Here is an 18,374-nt window from a genome sequence, read left to right as displayed (position 1 = left end):
TCAGCATGGGTCCCGGCGTCCGCCGGGACGACGGCGTTGTTTTTGCTTACGGCTAGGCCATGTCCGCGGGCGCGCGCCGGAAGGCCCGCGGCAGGCGGTTGTGGATGCGCGTTGCCGCCACCGCCGCCTGGCCGGCGGCCACCGCGATCTGGTTGAGCCCGCACACCACGTCGCCAATTGCATACAGGCCCTGCACCGTGGTGCACTGGTGCTCGTCCACGACCAGTTCGGCGCAGTCGCTGGTTTGCGCACCGAGCGACACCGCCAGTTCCGACCGCGCCACCTCGCCCAGCATCGGGTAGAACACCTCGGCCAGGTACTCCGCACCATCCTGCGTGTGCAGCACCGGTTTCATGTCCTCGCTCATGGTCACGCCCAGCAGCGGCGAATCGACGTAGCGCACGCCGGCTTCCTTCAGCCGATCGCGATCGTGCGCATCCAGCACCAGTTCCGGGCCGCGCTCGAACAGGGTCACGTCATGGCTGAAAGTACGCATGAACAGTGCGTGGCCGACCGGGTTCTTCTCGGCAGTTGCCACCGCGATTTTCTTGTCCAGCACGTCGTAGCCGTCGCACACCGGGCACAGGCGTACCGCACCGGCGGCCACGGCTTCGCGCCAGTTTTCGATGGGCAATCCCGCGTCCGCGATGCCGGTGGCGATGAGCACGGTGCGCGCCTTGAGCTGATACTCGCCGCCGTCTTCGTCGTGGTACTCGGCGGTGAACAGGTCGTCAGCGCGCCCCAGGCCCATGATCTCTCCGCGCATGACGCGCCCGCCGTAGTGCTCCAGCTGGCGTTCGAGGTTTTCCAGCAGCTGCCCGCCGTTCACACCCATCGGAAAGCCGGGGTAGTTGTGCGACACGGGTATCAGGCGCAGCCTGCTGCGACCCTTGTCCACCAGCGCGATGTTGCGCGTGAAGCGACGCAGGTAGATGCCGGCGGTCAGGCCGCCGGGGCCGCCGCCAACGATGAGCGTGTCAAAGACATGCGATGCGGGAATGAGCGGGGTCATTGCCCGATTATCCGGAAAAGCGACCGGCAAGGCGTATCGGCATTCGCCGCGCGGCCGGGTAAGAACCCGCTTACAGGTGAGCGTGCGCCTCGGGCTGCAAGGTCACGTGTTCGATGCCGTGCTTGGTATGCAGCATCTCGCGCACGGCGCGCAGCACGGCAGGCCACTCGGCCAGGTCGCGGATCTCGAGGTGGCCGATGAGGGCAGGGTGCCCGGGCGACATGTCCCACACATGCAGGTCGTGCACGGAAAGCACGCCCGGCACCTGGGCCATGTCCTCGCCCACCGCCAGATAGTCGATGTGATGGGGCACGCCTTCCATCAGGAAGTGGTACGACTCGTAGAGGATGCTGTAGGTGGATTTGAGGATCAGCAGCGACACGAAGATCGACAGCAGCGGGTCGATCCGCACCCAGCCGGTGAAGTAGATGACGGCGCCCGCCGCGATCGCGGCCACCGAGCCGAGCAGGTCGCCGAGCACGTTGACCAGCGCGGCGCGGGTGTTGATGCTCTGTTCGTCGCGCGAGAGCACCCAGGCGACCAGGATGTTGATGGCCGCGCCGATCGCCGCCACCACGAGCACCGTGCCGCCCTTGACCGGCTCGGGCGTGCTCAGGCGCTGCACTGCTTCGTAGATGATCCAGCCCACCAGGGCCAGCATCGCCAGGCTGTTGACGAAGGCCGCCAGCGCCTCGGCGCGCACAAAGCCGAACGAATGGCGCGCCGAGGGCGGGCGCTTGGCGATCATCTGGGCCAGCAGGGCCAGGCCAAGGGCAGCCGCGTCGGTGACCATGTGGCCGGCGTCCGAGATCAGTGCAAGCGAATTGGACAGGAAGCCGGCGACCACCTCGATCACCGCGAACAGCAGCGTGAGCCCGAGCGCGAGGGCCATCGCGGTCTGGCTGCGTGACTCGATGAAGTGGGCATGGCGCGCATCGCCGTCCAGGTGGGCGTGCAGGTGTGCGGAGGAGGTCGCTTGTTCGGGCATCGCGGGCATGATGGTTTTCGCAACCGGCAAGTGTACTGGAAATCGGGTGGCTGCGTCCTCGGCACCGTTTTTCATTCGTTTAACTTTTTGCAGTGCAACGCTTGCGCAAGCAGGGAGGTGTCCTTATAATGGCGGCTCACGGGCGGTTAGTTCAGCTGGTTAGAATACTTGGTCGACATCCAAGGGGTCGCAGATTCGAATTCTGCACCGCCCACCAGAACACTCAAGTAAGAGCGAGAAAGGCACCGACGGTTATGACACCGCGAACTACCATGTTGTTGTGGGAGAATCGCTAGACGCGGTATCGGTGTTCTTTTGCTCAACACTCTGAAGAAAACGCGCCTGGTGCGCGTTTTTTTTCGTCTTTTTGTTTCCAGTCTTTCGAATCGAAGTCTTTAACCGGCGCCCGTAACAGCGCCACATGGAGAGATCACTATGCTTAACGTTCGACTTCCCGATGGTTCCGTCCGACAGTTCGACGGTCCCGTGACCGTGGCCCAGGTGGCGGCGAACATCGGCACGGGCCTGGCCAAGGCTGCGCTCGCCGGCAAGGTCGACGGCAAAGTGGTCGATACCTCGCACCTGATCGACAAGGATGCCGACGTCGCGATCATCACCGACAAGGATCCGGAAGGCCTGGACGTGATCCGCCACTCGACCGCCCACCTCTTGGCCTACGCCGTCAAGGAGCTGTTCCCGGACGCGCAAGTGACCATCGGCCCGGTGATCGAGAACGGCTTCTACTACGACTTCTCGTACAAGCGCCCGTTCACCCCGGAAGACCTGCAGGCGATCGAGAAGAAGATGGTCGAGCTGGCGAAGAAGGACGAGCCGGTCACCCGCTCGGTGCTGCCGCGCGACGAGGCGGTCAAGTACTTCAAGTCGATTGGCGAGGACTACAAGGCCGAGATCATCGCCTCGATTCCGGCAAACGAAGACGTATCGCTGTACAACGAAGGCAAGTTCACCGACCTGTGCCGCGGCCCGCACGTGCCGTCCACCGGCAAGCTGAAGGTATTCAAGCTGATGAAGCTGGCCGGCGCCTACTGGCGTGGCGACTCGAACAACGAGATGCTGCAGCGTATCTACGGCACCGCCTGGGCCAAAAAGGAAGAGCAGGAACAGTACCTGCACATGCTGGAAGAGGCCGAGAAGCGCGACCACCGCAAGCTGGGCAAGCAGCTGGACCTGTTCCACTTCCAGGAAGAAGCCCCGGGCCTGATCTTCTGGCACCCGAAGGGCTGGACCGTGTGGCAGCAGGTCGAGCAGTACATGCGCAACAAGTACCAGGTCAACGGCTACAACGAAGTGAAGGCGCCGCAGATCCTCGACGTGACCCTGTGGCAGAAGACCGGCCACTGGGACAACTACCGCGAAAACATGTTCACCACCGAGTCGGAGAACCGCTCCTACGCGCTCAAGCCGATGAACTGCCCGGGCCATGTGCAGATTTACAACGCCGGCCTGCGCTCCTACCGCGACCTGCCGCTGCGCTACGGCGAGTTCGGCCAGTGCCACCGCAACGAGTCCTCGGGCGCGCTGCACGGGCTGATGCGCGTGCGCGGCTTTACCCAGGACGACGGCCACATCTTCTGCACCGAAGACCAGATCGCCGGCGAAGTGACTGCCTTCCACGCCCAGGCGATGCAGGTGTACGACGACTTCGGCTTTGCCAACATCGACGTCAAGATCGCGCTGCGCCCGGATAACCGCATCGGCTCGGACGAAGTGTGGGACCAGGCCGAGGAGGCGCTGCGCTCGGCCCTGCGTTCGTGCGGCGTGACGTGGACCGAGCTGCCGGGCGAGGGCGCGTTCTACGGTCCGAAGATCGAATACCACCTGAAGGACAGCCTGGGCCGTCCGTGGCAGGTTGGCACGATGCAGGTGGACTTCTCGATGCCGGGGCGCCTGGGCGCCGAGTATGTGGCGGAAGACAACACCCGCAAGGTGCCGGTCATGCTGCACCGCGCGATCGTCGGCTCGATGGAACGCTTCATCGGCATCCTGATCGAAAACCATGCCGGGGCGCTGCCGCTGTGGCTGGCGCCGGTGCAAATCGCGGTGCTGAACATCTCCGACGCGCAGGCCGAATATGCACAGCAGGTTGCCGCTACCTTGCGCAAATCGGGGTTCCGCGTTCACGCTGATTTGCGGAACGAGAAGATTACTTATAAAATACGAGAGCATTCCGTCCAAAAACTGCCGTACATCCTGGTGATTGGCGACAAGGAACGGGATGCCAACACTGTGGCCGTACGTGCGCGTGGCAATGTCGATCTGGGCGTGATGCCGGTCGACGCACTGTTGGAGCGCCTCCAGGGCGAGGTCCAATCCAAGGCATAATAGGCACCGGCCGTCCCTACCTTAACATTCAAAGGAAACAACATAGCTACTGACAAGCAGCATCGCATCAATGGCGAAATCAACCACCCGGAAATGCGTTTGAACGGGGTGGACAACGAGCCGCTGGGCATTGTGAGCCTGGCTGAGGCGTTTCGTCTGGCTGAAGAAGCGAACGTGGACCTGGTGGAGATCGCGCCCAACGCGAACCCGCCGGTGTGCCGCCTGATGGACTACGGCAAGTTCAAGTATTCGGAGCAGAAGAAGGCGCACGAGGCCAAGCTGAAGCAGAAGGTCATCCAGGTCAAGGAAGTCAAATTCCGTCCTGGCACCGACGAAGGCGACTACAGCATCAAGCTGCGCAACCTGATCAAGTTCCTGGAAGAAGGGGACAAGACCAAGATTACGCTGCGCTTCCGTGGCCGCGAAATGGCGCACCAGGACATCGGTATGCGCATGCTCGAACGCCTGCGTGGCGATCTGGAGCCGTATGGCCAGGTCGAACAGTTTCCCAAGCTCGAAGGCCGCCAGATGATCATGGTGGTTGCGCCGAAGAAGAAGAAGTAAGCTCCGCGACAGTACGCCAGGGCCGGGCCCGGGTTGCAGGCATTGCCTGTGACCCGGCCCGGCCTTGTTTTTTTTGCCGACCGCAGTGACCCGTCGTCCCCGCGCAGGCGGGGACCCAAAGACCGCTGGCACTGGTCGGAGCTTGCGCCGCAGGCCCGCATGCTCAGCATGGGTCCCCGCCTGCGCGGGGACGACGGCGCGTCAGGGGCTCGATCGCGCATTGCTGAGTCGCAACGCCATTAGCCAATCTCGCGTGACCTGTGCTAGAATCCTTGGTTCCTGTTTTTCGAAACAGGTTGTAGTGGCCCGGCGGCTCCCGCTGCGCGCCGCTGCAAGACAAGTGAAAGCAGGCATCCAAGCGCAGCAAGGGCTGCCACCTGCAATCCTGTCCGACATGGAGCTGCCTGAGAGGGCAGAACACTCATGCCAAAAATGAAGACCAAAAGCTCGGCGAAAAAGCGTTTTCGCGTGCGTCCGGGTGGTACCGTCAAATCGGGTATGGCGTTCAAGCGTCACATCCTGACCAAGAAGACCACCAAAAACAAGCGCCAACTGCGTGGCACCCGTAACATCAATGCGTCGGACGTGACGAGCGTCTACCGCATGATGCCGTCTGCTGTTTAATCTCACACTAAGGAGCGAATATGCCTCGAGTAAAACGTGGGGTTACTGCACGTGCCCGTCACAAGAAGGTTCTTGAGCTTGCAAAAGGCTACCGTGGCCGCCGCAGCAAGGTATTCCGTATTGCCAAGCAAGCAGTCATGCGCGCTGGCCAGTACGCTTACCGCGACCGCCGCAACAAGAAGCGCGTCTTCCGCGCCCTGTGGATCACCCGTATCAACGCAGCTTCGCGTTCGCACGGCATGACCTACAGCGCGTTCATGAACGGCCTGAAAAAGTCCGCGATTGAACTGGACCGTAAAGTGCTGGCCGACATGGCTGTGCACGACAAGCCGGCTTTCGCCGCGATTGTCAACACGGTCAAAGCAAAGCTCGCTGCCTAAGCGATCTGCGCAATGCATCACCAGCGCCCGCCGGCTAGCCGGCGGCGCGAAAAGAGCGGGGCAGGGTGCAAACCACTGCCCCGTTTTTGATTGTGGCGCCTCCAAGCCACCCTAAAAAACAGGAACAGAACAAGATGAACTCGCTGGAAGAACTCGTCGTCTCGGCCCAGTCCGATTTCGGCGCCGCGCCGGACGCCGCCGCGCTCGAAAACGCCAAGGCGAAATACCTGGGCAAGACCGGCCAGGTCACCGAGCTGATGAAGGGGCTGGGCAAGCTGGCCCCCGAGGAGCGCAAGGCCCAGGGCGCCCTGATCAACGCCGCCAAGGAGAAAATCGAGCAGGCGCTGACGGCCCGCCGCGACGCGCTGGCCAACGCCCAGCTCGAGGCGCGCCTGAATGCCGAGTCGATCGACGTGACCCTGCCGGGCCGCGGCGCTTCCCGTGGCGGCATCCACCCGGTGATGCGCACCTGGGAGCGGGTCGAGGAGATCTTCCGTTCCATCGGTTTCGACGTGGCCGACGGCCCCGAGATCGAGACCGACTGGTTCAACTTCACCGCGCTGAACAGCCCCGAGAACCATCCGGCCCGTTCGATGCAGGACACCTTCTACGTCGAGGGCAATGACTCCACCGGCAAGCCGCTCTTGCTGCGCACCCACACCAGCCCGATGCAGGTGCGCTACGCGCGCACGCATACGCCGCCGATCAAGGTGATCGCGCCGGGCCGCACCTATCGCGTGGACAGCGACGCCACCCACTCGCCGATGTTCCACCAGGTCGAAGGCCTGTGGATCGGCGAGAACATCAGCTTCGCCGACCTGAAGGCGGTGTACCTGAACTTCGTCCAGGCCTTCTTCGAAACCGACGACCTGCAGGTGCGCTTCCGCCCGTCGTACTTCCCGTTCACCGAGCCGTCGGCCGAGATCGACATCGCGTTCGGCTCCGGTCCGCTGAAGGGCCGCTGGCTCGAAGTGTCCGGCTCGGGCCAGGTGCACCCCACCGTGATCCGCAACTTCGGGCTCGACCCGGAGAAGTACATCGGCTTTGCGTTCGGCTCCGGCCTCGAGCGCCTGACCATGCTGCGCTACGGCGTCAACGACCTGCGCCTGTTCTACGAAGGCGACCTGCGCTTCCTGAAGCAGTTCAACTAACACCACCACCCAGGCAGAACTATGCAATTTTCCGAAAAGTGGCTCCGTACGATGGTCGATCCGAAGATGACTTCGGACGAACTGGCCCACCTCTTGACGATGTCCGGCCTTGAAGTCGAAGAGATCGAGCCGGTCGTGCCGCCGTTCTCCAACGTGGTGGTGGCCCAGGTGCTGGAAGTGGCCAAGCATCCGGACGCCGACCGGCTGAACGTGTGCAAGGTGGACGTCGGTACCGGCACCTTGCTCAACATCGTCTGCGGCGCCCCCAACGTGCGCGCCGGGATGAAGGCGCCGTGCGCCATGGTCGGCGCGGTGCTGCCGCCGGGCGCGGACGGCAAGCCGTTCCAGATCAAGGTCGGTAAACTCCGCGGCGTCGAGTCGCAGGGCATGATGTGCTCGGCGCGCGAACTGAAAATCTCCGACGAACACGGGGGCCTGCTGGAGCTGCCCGAAGACGCGCCGGTCGGCACCAATATCCGCGACTACCTGCTGCTGAACGACCTGAAGTTCACCATCAAGCTGACCCCGAACCGCGCCGATGCGCTGTCGGTGCTGGGCGTGGCGCGTGAAGTGTCGGCCCTGACCGGCGTGCCGCTGTCGGTCCCGGCCGCGCGCGCGGTGCCGGTCACCACCGACGAAATCCTGCCGGCCAGGATCAGCGCGCCGGACCTGTGCGGTCGCTTCACCGGCCGCGTGATCCGCGGCCTGAACGCGAAAGCGGCCACGCCCGACTGGATCAAGCGCCGCATCGAGCGCAGCGGCCAGCGTTCGGTCTCGGCGCTGGTGGACATCTCCAACTACGTCATGCTCGAGCTGGGCCGCCCGTCGCACGTGTTCGACCTGGCCAAGATCCACGGCGGGCTGGACGTACGCTGGGGCCGCAAGGGCGAGACGCTCAAGCTCCTGAACGGGAACACGATCGAGGTGGACGAAACGGTGGGCGTGATCGCCGACGACAAGGAAATCGAATCGCTGGCCGGCATCATGGGCGGCGACTCGACCGCCGTCACGCTCGACACCACCGACATCTACCTCGAGGCCGCGTTCTGGTGGCCCGATTCGATCCGTGGCCGCGCGCGCCGCTACAACTTCTCGACCGACGCCGCGCACCGCTTCGAGCGCGGCGTGGACTACGCCACCACGGTCGAGCACATCGAGCGCATCACCGCGCTGATCGTCGAGGTCTGCGGCACCGCCAGCACCAGGGTGGGCCCCGTGGACGACCAGTCCGTCAACCTGCCGCAACCCAAGCCGGTGACCATGCGCACCGCGCGCGCCAGCAAGGTGATCGGCATCCCGTTCACCGACGAGCAGGTGGCCGACATCTTCACGCGCCTGCACCTGCCGTTCACGCACGAGGCGGGCCAGTTCCACGTCACCGCGCCGTCGTACCGCTTCGACATCGAGATCGAGGAAGACCTGATCGAGGAAGTGGCGCGCGTGTACGGTTTCGAGAACATCCCGTCGCTGCCGCCGGTGGCGCCGACCGCCATCCTGGCCCAGCCGGAAGAGCGCCGCTCGCTGTTCGCGATCCGCCACCAGCTGGCCGACCTGGGCTACCAGGAAGTGGTCAACATGAGCTTCGTCGAGGCCGAGTGGGAGCGCGATTTCGCCGCCAACACCGACCCGATCAAGCTGCAGAACCCGATCGCCAGCCAGATGAGCGTGATGCGCTCGAACCTGGTGGGCAGCCTGCTGGCCAACGTGCGCTACAACCTGAACCGCAAGCAGAACCGCGTGCGCCTGTTCGAGGTGGCCGCCGTGTACCAGCGCAGCGAGCAAGTCCAGGACGGTCCGCTGTCGGTGGCGGGCATCAGCCAGCCCAAGCGCGTGGCCGCGATCGCCTACGGCCCGGCGCTGGACGAGCAGTGGAGCGTGCCGAACCGTGCCGTGGACTTCTTCGACGTCAAGGCCGACCTCGAGGCGCTGTTCGCGCCGCGCGTGGCGCGCTTCGTGAAGGCCGAGCACCCGGCGCTGCACCCGGGCCGCTGCGCCGCGATCGAGCTCGATGGCCAGCCGGTCGGCTTCATCGGCGAACTGCACCCGCGCTGGCTGCAGAAGTACGAACTGCCGCAGGCGCCGGTACTGTTCGAGGTCGATGCTGCTGCGCTGCAGCAGCGCGTGGTGCCGAACTATGTCGAGATTTCGAAGTTCCCGGGCGCCTCGCGCGACCTGGCGCTGGTGGTCAAACAACAGGTTGCGGCGCAGGAGATTCTCGATGCCTTCGCTGCTGAGGTACAATCGAACCCGCTCGGTCGGATCGTGCAAGCCGTTGTTTTATTTGATGAATATCGCGGCAAAGGATTGGAAGCGGACGAAAAAAGTCTTGCTTTCCGCTTTAGCTTGCAAGATACTCAATCGACGCTGCAGGACGACGCCGTGGACGCCATCATGGGTGCGCTGGCCGAGGCCGCAAAACAAAAACATGGCGCGCGTTTGCGTGCATAACGTGTCCGAAACCTCGTTTGATCTGAAGGCAGGGCTTCAAAATTAACAACAACGACATCGATTCGGCCGTCCTCCAGGAAGCGCTGGCGGCCGACCTGCATCGCGCGATGCAGGTCGCGCGCACGCGTCAGGAGGCCGAGAAAGCATTGCCGACCCTGACCAAGGCCGAGCTGGCCGAACTGCTGTTCGAGCAGGTCGGCCTGAACAAGCGCGAGGCCAAGGACATGGTCGAGACCTTTTTCGACGAAATCCGCAACGCGCTCGAGCGCGGGGAGGCGGTCAAGCTGTCGGGCTTCGGCAATTTCCAGTTGCGCGACAAGCCTCAGCGGCCCGGCCGCAACCCCAAGACCGGCGAAGAGATCCCGATCACGGCGCGCCGCGTCGTGACTTTCCACGCGAGCCAGAAACTGAAGGGCATGGTCGAGGAGACCAGCCCGTCGCTGTCGCGCGCTGCCTGATTTGAATGATGAACGACCGTCCGACCAAGCTAGAACCGACGACGCTGCCGCCGATCCCGGCCAAGCGCTATTTCACGATCGGGGAAGTCAGCGAATTGTGCGGGGTCAAGCCGCATGTCCTGCGCTACTGGGAGCAGGAATTTACCCAACTTAAGCCAGTCAAACGCCGTGGAAACCGCCGCTACTACCAGCACCACGAAGTGCTGCTGATCCGGCGCATCCGCGAGCTGTTGTACGAGCAGGGCTTCACCATCAGCGGCGCGCGCAACAAGCTCGACAGCCGCGGCAGCGAAGACCCCGGTGTCGAGGTGGCGCACGAGGAGCAGGCCGCCGGCATGCTCGATCCGGCCGCGCTGCGCGACGAACTGCTCGCCATTCTCGACCTGCTCAAGCACGGCCCGCGGGCAGCCTGACTCAGGCATTCGTGCGCCTGTTGATCGGCGGCGCTGGAGTGCTAGAATGTCACATGCGGTTTTGCTGAATCAACGCATTGACACGGGCGTGAGGTTCAGCCTCGGCTCTTTCCTGCCTCAGGAAACTTTAAGGGAAGACAATGATACGCGTTGCCATTTGTGACGATCACCAGATAGTACGAGCGGGCTTCAAGCAGATTTTTTCGTCGTCCGGCGAGTTCGACGTTGTGGCCGAAGGCGCCACCGGGCGCGAGGCCCTCGACATCGCGCGGCGCGAGATCTGCGATGTGCTGCTGCTCGACATCGCCATGCCGGACCAGAGCGGGATCGACATCTTGCGCACCATCCGCCAGGGGCAGCCCAACCTGCCGGTGCTGATCCTGTCGGGCTACCCGGCGCAGCAGTACGCGCTGAACCTGTTCAAGATGGGCGCCAACGGCTACCTGAACAAGGAATGCGACGCCGACGAGCTCAAGACGGCTGTGCGCACCGTGTACCAGGGGCGCCGCTACGTCAGCTCGCAAGTGGGCGAGTTGCTGGCGCAAAGTTTCGACCGCGACCCCAACACGGCGCTGCACACCGAGTTGTCGGACCGCGAGTTCCAGGTGTTCCTGCGCCTGGCCAAGGGCGCGACCGTGTCCGACATCGGCAATGCGCTGTCGTTGTCGATCAAGACCGTGTCCACCTACCGCACCCGCATTATGGAAAAGATGGGGCTGCAGTCGAACAGCGACCTGACGTACTACGCGATGAAGAACAACCTGCTCGATTGAGTGGAAGGGACGAGAGTCCTCCAGCTGAGCGGCCGCAATCGCGGCCGTTTTCTTTTCTACCCGTAAGACCGTCATCCCGGCGCAGGCGGGGATCCATGCTGAGCGCGCGGGACTGTTGCGTGTCCGGACTTGGGACACGGTCTATGGATCCCGGCCTGCGCCGGGATGACGTCGATAAAAGGTGGTGGGTAATCTCTTGCGCCGGGGGCTTCAAGCGGGGTTCGTGGCTGACCCACAAACAGCAAGCGCCCCGAAGGGCGCCTGCTGTTCATCACTGTCGAGTGCCGCCTTTTGCACGGGCGACGTCGTGTTGGCAGCGCTTACCGCGCCACGTCCATCAGCAGCCGGTCATATTCCGACTTGGCGACCTTGTAGCATTCGCCCGCGTATTCTTCCAGCCCCGCACGGTCGAGCACCGTGATGTTGCCGCGGCGGTACTGGATCAGTCCTTCTTCCTGCAGCTTGCCGGCGGCGGCGGTGATGCTCTCGCGCCGCACGCCCAGCATGATCGAGATGAGCTCCTGCGTCACCTTCAGCTCGTTCGAGGGCGAGCGGTCCAGGCGGTCCAGCAGCCAGCGGCACAACTTTTGTTCGATCGAGCTGTGGCGCCCGCCCACGGCGTTCTGCGCCATCTGGGCGAACAGGGCATTGGTGTAGCGCATCAGGAGCTGCGGCAGGGCGCCGCCGCGGTTGAAGGCGTCGCGCAGGTACTGGGTCTTGAGGCGGTAGCCGTAGCCGGCGCTCTGCACCACCGCGCTGCAGGTGGCGCGTTCGCCCATGAACAGCGACACGCCGACCGCGCCCTCATGGCCCACCACGGCGATCTCCGTGGTTGCGCCGTCTTCCATCACGTACAGCAGTGAGACGATGGCGGTGGTCGGGAAATACACGTACTCCAGCTTGCTGCCGTATTCGAACAGTTCCTTGCCGAAGGGCAGCGGGACCAGCTCGAGGTGCTCGAACAGGGTTTCCAGGTCTTGGCGCGGAAGGGCGGCGAGCAGTTCGTTCTGCTGGGTGCCGCTGTAGCTGACAACCGGACGGGACGCAGTCTTCAGTTCCTCCTTGGTGGAAGGAATCTGGTTGACCGCTTGCGCTTTTTGCATGGCACCACCAAGTTGAGCGTTGTTCATTTTATGTCCTCGTAATCTTCTACTTGCTTCGTTGGCGAGGGGAGCTCGTCTTGACGTTTCCCCATCGCGATGTGTGTATATTGAAGCTATAGTCCGGTGCCGAACATAAGATTAGCAGTCGCACCAATGTAGGCTCTCAGCATAATGTTTTGTCAGTCCAGTCCTACTGGAGCAGGCCCCCAAAACGGCCCGTTTTCTTGGGCGCGGGCAACGATTTAGCGCATAATGGGCGGCTCCAAAACAACTCAGCACTAGGCATGCAAATCCTGCTCGTGGAAGACGATGCCGTCCTTGCAGACGGCCTGGGCCGTGTCCTGCAAGCACAGGGGATCGGGGTCGAGCTCGTCCACGACGGCGTGCGTGCCGACCAGTTGCTGCAGGCGGGCAGTTACGCCGTGGCAGTGCTCGACATCGGCCTGCCCGGCATCGACGGATTCGAAGTGGTGCGCCGGCTGCGCGCGCGCGGCTCGCAGCTGCCGGTGCTGCTCCTGACCGCGCGCGACGCGGTCGAGGACCGGGTGCACGGGCTGGAGCTGGGCGCGGACGACTACCTGGTCAAGCCGTTTGCCACCGCCGAGCTGGTGGCGCGGATCCGGGCGCTGGCGCGCCGCAATGCGCCGGCACCGCAGGCACTGTCGGCCGGCCGGCTGGTGCTGGACGTGGCCGCGCGGCGGGCCCGCATCGGCGACAAGCCGGTCGAGCTGTCGGTGCGCGAATGGGCGGTGCTTGAATACCTGCTGCAGCACAGCGGACGGGTAGTGTCCAAGCAGCAGATCATCGACGCGATCCAGCCCTGGGGCGACGACCTGACCCTGAACGCGGTCGAGGTGTACGTGTCGCGCCTGCGCGGCAAGCTCGAGGATGCCGGCGTGGTCATCCGGACCATCCGCGGTTTCGGCTACCTGTTCGATATTTCGGCATGAGCAGCATTCGCCTGCGGCTGCTGAAGTGGCTGGTGGGGCCGGTCGTGCTGGTGAACCTGGGCGCGGCGCTGCTGGCCTACGAGCTGGCGTGGAAGCCGGCCGAACTGGCCGCCATCCAGCCGCAGCCCGGCGCCACCGTTGTGTCAACCGCCCAAGAGATGCAGCCAGCGCCAGCGGCGTCGAGCGTGGCGCGCAGTGCCCAGGCACGCGCGCAGGTGCGCAGCGCCGTGTTGCGCACCCTGGTCCTGGTCGAGGTGCTGGTGTGCCTGGCGCTGGCGGGGCTGGTGTGGTTTTCGGTCACCAACGGCCTGGCGCCGCTGGCGCGCCTGCGCGCGAGCCTCGACCGGCGCGGCAGTGCCGACCTGGAGCCGCTGCACCAGGATGGCCTGCCGCAGGAACTGGTGCCGGTGGTCGATGCCTTCAATGACCTGCTGGGTCGCATCGGCGACAGCGCGCGCGCCCAGCACGAGTTCCAGGCCAACGTCGCGCACCAGCTGCGCACGCCGCTGGCGGGCATGAAGCTGCAGCTGGAATGGCTGGCGGCGCGCCACCGTGACGACCCCGAGACCGGGGCCTCGCTCGCGCTGATGCGCCAGGCCAATGAGCGCCTGATCCGCGAAACCAACCAGCTGCTGTCCCTGGCGCGTGCCGAACCGAGCCGCTTCGAGGCCGCGCGCGTGGAGCCGCTGGACTTGGCGGGGCTGGTGGAGGAAGCGGTGCAGGCCTTCGTCGTCCAGGCCGTCGCGCGCCGCATCGACCTGGGCTTTTCGCTGGCCGCGGCGCCGGTGCGGGGCGACCGCTTCCTGCTGCGCGACCTGCTGGACAACCTGGTGGACAACGCCCTGCGCTACACGCCGCCGGGCGGGACCGTCACGGTGCGGGCCGGCGTGGAGGGTGGCGTGGCGCGGCTGGTGGTGGAGGACAATGGCCCCGGCATCGCGCCCGAGCAACGCGCGCGCGTGTTCCAGCGCTTCGTCCGGCTGGACCAGAACACCACCGGCAGCGGATTGGGCCTGGCGATCGTGCGCGACATCGCCCAGGTGCACGGCGGAGAGGTCGAGCTCTCAAGCGGCGCGGGCGGGAAGGGCGCCGTGTTCACGGTCCGCTTCCCGCCCGCCTGAGCCCGGCAACGCCTCAGCTGCCCGAGATGTAGGTGTAGCTGCGCTTGCGCTTGGACTTGATGGCCGGGCGGTGCAGCTGCGGCCCGATCGCCGAGCTGGCGCCGGACGTGCCCGCCGCACCCTCGTCGGTGCCGCCTTTCTGCACCGCGCCAATGATCACCGACACGGCCTTGTCGCCGACCGGCACGCTGGTCGCCATCACCGGCGACGGCGGCAGGCCGCCGCCGACGAACGGCGACGAGCGCTGGCCGCCGCAGCTGCCGCCCACGTTGATGGCGCCGGAGCCATTGAGCAGGTTGACCCAGTAGCCGCGCGCTTCGCCCAGCGCCGTGGAGCAGGTGGCCGTGTTGGGCGGGATCGGACGGTTGGTGCTGAAGGTGACCATGCCGCCGGCGATCAGGGCCGAGGTGACCACCTGTTCGCCGCGCCCGTACTGGTTCAGGTCCATGAACCAGCCCTTCAGGTTGGACGAGGGCAGCACCAGCGGCGTGTCGCAGCTGTCCTTGGAACTGTAGTCCTGGAGCTGGCTGTCCAGGTTGATGGCCGGGGCGTCGTCGCCGGTGATGGACAGGTCATCCTTGTACACGTAGAAGCGGTTGGTGACCGGGGTGGTGTAAGGATATTGCTCCTTGAGCGGGTGCTCGCGGTCGCCGCTGCCGATGGCCAGGTACACCTTGCCGGCCGAGTAGAGTAGCGCCGGCGCAAACAGGAACTTGCGCGCGCCGCCGGTCGTGTACGCCACCTTGCGCATGGTCCAGCCTTCCTTGGCCAGCGATCCGTGCAGCGCGGTGTTGTCGACAAAGTCGATCCGGTAGATGTTGCCGCGCGTGTCGGCCGCATACAGGTAGTCGGGCATGCCGTCGTTGTTCACGTCCACCATCGCCACGTCGGCTGCCACCGCGCCCTCGGTCTCGAACGGTTCGTGCAGCAGCGCCCCTGTCAGGCCGTTGAGGATGTAGATGAAGTGGCCCTTGTTGCCGCAGTTAGGCGCGGACAGGTTGGCGTCCTCGCAGGCATCGTAGCCGCCGCCGAACGCGACCACCGGGGTGCTGCTGGAAAAGCCCTTGACCAGCGCCACGCTCGGGGTGGACCAGGTCTGGCCGATGCCGCTCATGTTGGCGGCGCAGTCGTTGTCGTTGGCCAGGTCGGCGCAACCGCTGCGCCACTTGTAGACCGGCGCGTCGGGGTTGGTCACGTCGAGCGCGTAGATGCGGCGCCCGCCGCGGCGCATGCCGGCGTAGATCCAGACCTTGGAGTTGTCGGCGTTCTGGTACAGGCCAACCGAGCCGTCGAAGAAATAGTCCTTGGCCTGGGCCGAGACGCTTGACGCGAGCGTCGGGTAGCTGATCATCGGGCTGTTGTCCTTCAGCCGCTGCAGCCGGCCGAAGAACTCGGGCGCCACGAACGACCAGGCCTCGACGCCGCTGTCGGCCTTGACCGAATGCAGCGCGCCGTCGTTGGCGCCGTAGAACACGCGCACGCCACCCTTGTCCTTGCCGTAGTTCACCGGCAGCGGGCGCGAATGGATCACGTCACCATGGATCGACGGCCGCGTGGTGCCTGCGCCCGCCCTGTCGTTGTTGACGTCTTCGCCGCGGATGAAGGCAACCAGGCTGGCATCGAGCCCGCTGTTGGCGGCCGTGAAGTCGACCAGCGCGGTGCCGGACAGCGTGTACATCGTGCGCGAGAGCGCATAGCTGGCCGCCGCGCCGCCGACATTGCCCGCGCGCAGCACCTCTGCGGCGCCGCCTTTTTCCACCAGCGGGCCGTCCGGCGCGTCCGAATACTTGTTGAAGGCCGAGGTGGTGCAGCCGCCCGCCGGGTCCGGGTTGACGCCCAGGCCGCTCCAGTAGGTGCCGCTGTCGGTGGTCCAGAAGCTGGTGGCGCAGGGCGTGACGAAGCCGGTCAGCGAGTTGATCGCCAGCTTCCCGTTGGCGTCGCCCAGGTCCACGCCGCTGCCGGCTGCCACCAGCTGGTAGCGCTTGAGATTGCCGAACCAGCGCGGCAGCGCGCTCGGGTCCGGCCGGAACATGCCGATGAACACCTGGTTCTCGTTCTGGGCGCGGTTGGTCGCGTTCACCGGCAGGCTGGTCGAGGCGAAGCTGGTGTTCACCGCCTGGATCTCGACGATGATCTGCTTGAGCGCGTCCAGGATCGCCTGCTCGTTCTTGGCCGCGAAGTACTTGCCGCCGCCGGCCTTGGCCATGCTCATCATCAGCGAGGTCTGCACCGCGTTGGGCTGTTTGTTGTACACGTCGATGGTGTAAGTGGTCACCGAGGGCCGCACGCTCGAATTGGCGACCGGGATGCCCTTGTCGTGCATCATGCGCGCCCATTCGTCGGCATTGTAGGTGGCCGTGTCGGTGGTGGAGGTGGTGGTCGGCACATCGACCAGCTCGATGTTCACGCCGTCGACCTTGTAGGCGCTGGTGCCCGGCGGGCACGAGGCCAGCGTGTTCGAGGTCGGGGCGTTGTTGTAAGTGCAGCTGACGTTGGTGCCGGTGCACGAGCTGGCATAGTCGCTGGTGCTGGTCGGGCCGCTGGCATAGCATTGCGCGGTCGGGCCGAGCACCGCGGTGCTGGTATACGGCGGCGTGGTGGTGCTGTTGACGGTGGTGGGCGTGACCGTTTGCGTGACGTTGTATTGGCGCTTGACGGTCGCGGTCTGGGTGATGGTGATCTTGTAGTCGGTGTTGCCCGGGCAGCCCTTGTTGTTGCTCTGGCGCTCGCCAGAGTAGGTGCAGGAGCTGTTGGTCGGGCAGGTCAGCCCGCCGAAGTCCGAGGTGGTCGCCGGGTTCCAGTAGCCGGTGCCGGTGCCGACCCCGGAGTAGCAGGCGCTGGAGGCGGCGCTGCTGGTGCTCTGGACGGCCGTCCCCACCGGCCCGCCGACGGTGTAGCTGCAGCTGTAGCTCGTGGTCGCGGTGTTGTTGCCGCTGGTGGTCGTGGTGGTGGCCGGGCAGGTGAGGCTGCCATGGTCGGTATTCGGGTTAACGTCGCTGGCCGAGCCGTAGTAGCCGGTGGTCGTGCCGGTGGAACTGGTCACCGTGCCCTGCACCGGTACGCCGGGCGCGGTGGTGGCGGGGTGGAACACCGACTGCACCACGGTGTAGGACTGGGTGCCGCTCGGGCAGGCGATCGGCGAAAGGTTGGCGGTCGGGTCGCCGATCACGCAGTCCTCGGTGAAGGTCGAGCACTGCGTCTTGAACGAGAGCAGCTCGGCCTTGGCGTCGGTCGCGTTCGCATAGCAGGCCGCCGTGACGCCCACATTGGTGCGGGTTGTCGTATTCTGGGTCGTGAAGTTGGGCAGGCCCAGCTGTTTGACAGGGATGATGCTGCCGTCGGCGTTCTTGTTGCCGTTCAGCTCGTTCAGCTTGGCCGTGTTGGCCGCGCTGTCCTTGGTCGGGCCATTCGAGTCGGCGTTGCCGATAAAGATCACGAAGGTCTTGCCGCAGGTGCTGTCGGCACTGATCGGGGCCGCGAAGGTGGCATATGGCGAGGTGTAGCCGGCATTGTCCGCTTTGCTGGCGAGCACTGCGCCGGGCGAGTACGAATTGCCGCCGGCGAAGTAGTTGTACACGTCATACATCAGATTGCCGTAGGCCGTGTTCGAGTTGCGCTTTTCGGTGGCGCCGTTGATGTCGTTGTAGATCGTGTCAAGCTGGGTCGAAAAGCTGGCCTTGGCGGCGGCATCCATCGGCCGCACCGCTGAGCGGATGAAGCCGCCGTCGTCATTGGCGGTGCCGCCGGTGACGAATTCCATCAGGCCGATGTTGGTCTTGTCGTCCAGCGTGGCCACCAGGTTGCGGATGGCGCGCGCCTCTGCCTGGCCCTGCTGCAGCCCGCCCGGCCACTGCTGGCTCTGGCGTGCCCAGTTTGACGTGTTGTCCAGCACGATCAGGATGCGCGGGTTGGTCGAAGTGCCGCCCGAGGTGCCGGTGAAGATGTCGATGTCGTCGGCGGCCGCCTTGATCGGCGACCACGACAGGCCGGCCGAGAGCGACAACGCCAGGCAGGTGGAGAAAAGATTGCGTTTCATGGCATCCCTG

At 64.9% G+C, this 18,374-nt stretch carries 15 protein-coding genes and 1 tRNA gene; 12 read left to right on the top strand and 4 right to left on the bottom strand.

Annotated features, from left to right (window positions below):
• Positions 1-52: 52 nt before the first annotated feature.
• Both NX774_RS01490 and NX774_RS01485 read right to left on the bottom strand, forming a co-directional pair.
• On the bottom strand, positions 53-1,012 hold the full coding sequence (locus NX774_RS01490) for an NAD(P)/FAD-dependent oxidoreductase (protein ID WP_258820376.1): 960 nt from the start codon (positions 1,010-1,012) through the stop codon (positions 53-55).
• Between the two features lie 70 nt (positions 1,013-1,082).
• Complete coding sequence (locus NX774_RS01485; protein ID WP_258821425.1) at positions 1,083-2,000, bottom strand: cation diffusion facilitator family transporter; 918 nt, start codon at positions 1,998-2,000, stop codon at positions 1,083-1,085.
• A gap of 140 nt (positions 2,001-2,140) precedes the next feature.
• Between NX774_RS01485 and NX774_RS01480 the strand changes: the two genes are divergently transcribed.
• From NX774_RS01480 to NX774_RS01435, 10 genes are all read left to right on the top strand, one after another.
• A tRNA-Val gene (locus tag NX774_RS01480) sits at positions 2,141-2,217 on the top strand.
• Positions 2,218-2,435: 218 nt separating this feature from the next.
• Positions 2,436-4,343, top strand: a complete 1,908-nt coding sequence (gene thrS / locus NX774_RS01475; RefSeq protein ID WP_258820375.1) for a threonine--tRNA ligase — start codon at positions 2,436-2,438, stop codon at positions 4,341-4,343.
• Positions 4,344-4,385: 42 nt separating this feature from the next.
• Entirely contained in the window at positions 4,386-4,907 is a 522-nt protein-coding gene (gene infC / locus NX774_RS01470) for a translation initiation factor IF-3 (RefSeq protein WP_258821424.1), read from the top strand.
• Between the two features lie 423 nt (positions 4,908-5,330).
• Positions 5,331-5,531 carry a 50S ribosomal protein L35 gene (gene rpmI / locus NX774_RS01465; RefSeq protein WP_005667419.1) on the top strand — a complete coding sequence of 67 codons (201 nt, stop codon included), beginning with the start codon at positions 5,331-5,333 and terminating at the stop codon, positions 5,529-5,531.
• Positions 5,532-5,551: 20 nt separating this feature from the next.
• Complete coding sequence (rplT, locus tag NX774_RS01460; protein ID WP_078031238.1) at positions 5,552-5,911, top strand: 50S ribosomal protein L20; 360 nt, start codon at positions 5,552-5,554, stop codon at positions 5,909-5,911.
• Positions 5,912-6,045: 134 nt separating this feature from the next.
• The gene (pheS, locus tag NX774_RS01455) at positions 6,046-7,062 is read left to right on the top strand and encodes a phenylalanine--tRNA ligase subunit alpha (RefSeq protein WP_258820374.1); all 1,017 of its coding nucleotides are present in this window, start codon (positions 6,046-6,048) and stop codon (positions 7,060-7,062) included.
• Positions 7,063-7,083: 21 nt separating this feature from the next.
• A complete protein-coding gene (gene pheT / locus NX774_RS01450; RefSeq protein WP_258820373.1) occupies positions 7,084-9,510 on the top strand; it encodes a phenylalanine--tRNA ligase subunit beta in 2,427 nt (808 codons plus the stop codon).
• A gap of 107 nt (positions 9,511-9,617) precedes the next feature.
• Positions 9,618-9,968, top strand: a complete 351-nt coding sequence (locus tag NX774_RS01445; RefSeq protein ID WP_258820372.1) for an integration host factor subunit alpha — start codon at positions 9,618-9,620, stop codon at positions 9,966-9,968.
• Positions 9,969-9,976: 8 nt separating this feature from the next.
• Positions 9,977-10,381 carry a MerR family transcriptional regulator gene (locus NX774_RS01440; protein ID WP_258821423.1) on the top strand — a complete coding sequence of 135 codons (405 nt, stop codon included), beginning with the start codon at positions 9,977-9,979 and terminating at the stop codon, positions 10,379-10,381.
• 140 nt (positions 10,382-10,521) lie between these two features.
• The gene (locus NX774_RS01435) at positions 10,522-11,154 is read left to right on the top strand and encodes a response regulator (protein ID WP_258820371.1); all 633 of its coding nucleotides are present in this window, start codon (positions 10,522-10,524) and stop codon (positions 11,152-11,154) included.
• Between the two features lie 320 nt (positions 11,155-11,474).
• Here the strand turns inward: NX774_RS01435 and NX774_RS01430 are convergent, their stop codons facing one another.
• Complete coding sequence (locus NX774_RS01430; protein WP_258820370.1) at positions 11,475-12,284, bottom strand: Crp/Fnr family transcriptional regulator; 810 nt, start codon at positions 12,282-12,284, stop codon at positions 11,475-11,477.
• A gap of 257 nt (positions 12,285-12,541) precedes the next feature.
• Between NX774_RS01430 and NX774_RS01425 the strand changes: the two genes are divergently transcribed.
• Positions 12,542-13,207 carry a response regulator transcription factor gene (locus NX774_RS01425; RefSeq protein ID WP_258820369.1) on the top strand — a complete coding sequence of 222 codons (666 nt, stop codon included), beginning with the start codon at positions 12,542-12,544 and terminating at the stop codon, positions 13,205-13,207.
• The gene (locus tag NX774_RS01420) at positions 13,204-14,328 is read left to right on the top strand and encodes a sensor histidine kinase (protein WP_258820368.1); all 1,125 of its coding nucleotides are present in this window, start codon (positions 13,204-13,206) and stop codon (positions 14,326-14,328) included. The genes NX774_RS01425 and NX774_RS01420 overlap by 4 nt, the downstream gene beginning before the upstream one ends.
• A 13-nt stretch (positions 14,329-14,341) precedes the next feature.
• Here NX774_RS01420 and NX774_RS01415 read toward each other — a convergent pair whose 3' ends face one another.
• Positions 14,342-18,364: a pilus assembly protein gene (locus NX774_RS01415; protein WP_258820367.1), complete on the bottom strand. Its 4,023-nt coding sequence runs from the start codon at positions 18,362-18,364 to the stop codon at positions 14,342-14,344.
• Positions 18,365-18,374 lie beyond the last annotated feature (10 nt).

Source organism: Massilia agilis (assembly GCF_024756255.1).
GTDB classification, from domain to species: Bacteria; Pseudomonadota; Gammaproteobacteria; order Burkholderiales; family Burkholderiaceae_D; genus Telluria; species Telluria agilis.
The sequence above is the reverse complement of the archived record's forward strand: the minus strand, read 5'-3'. Positions and strand labels throughout refer to the sequence as shown.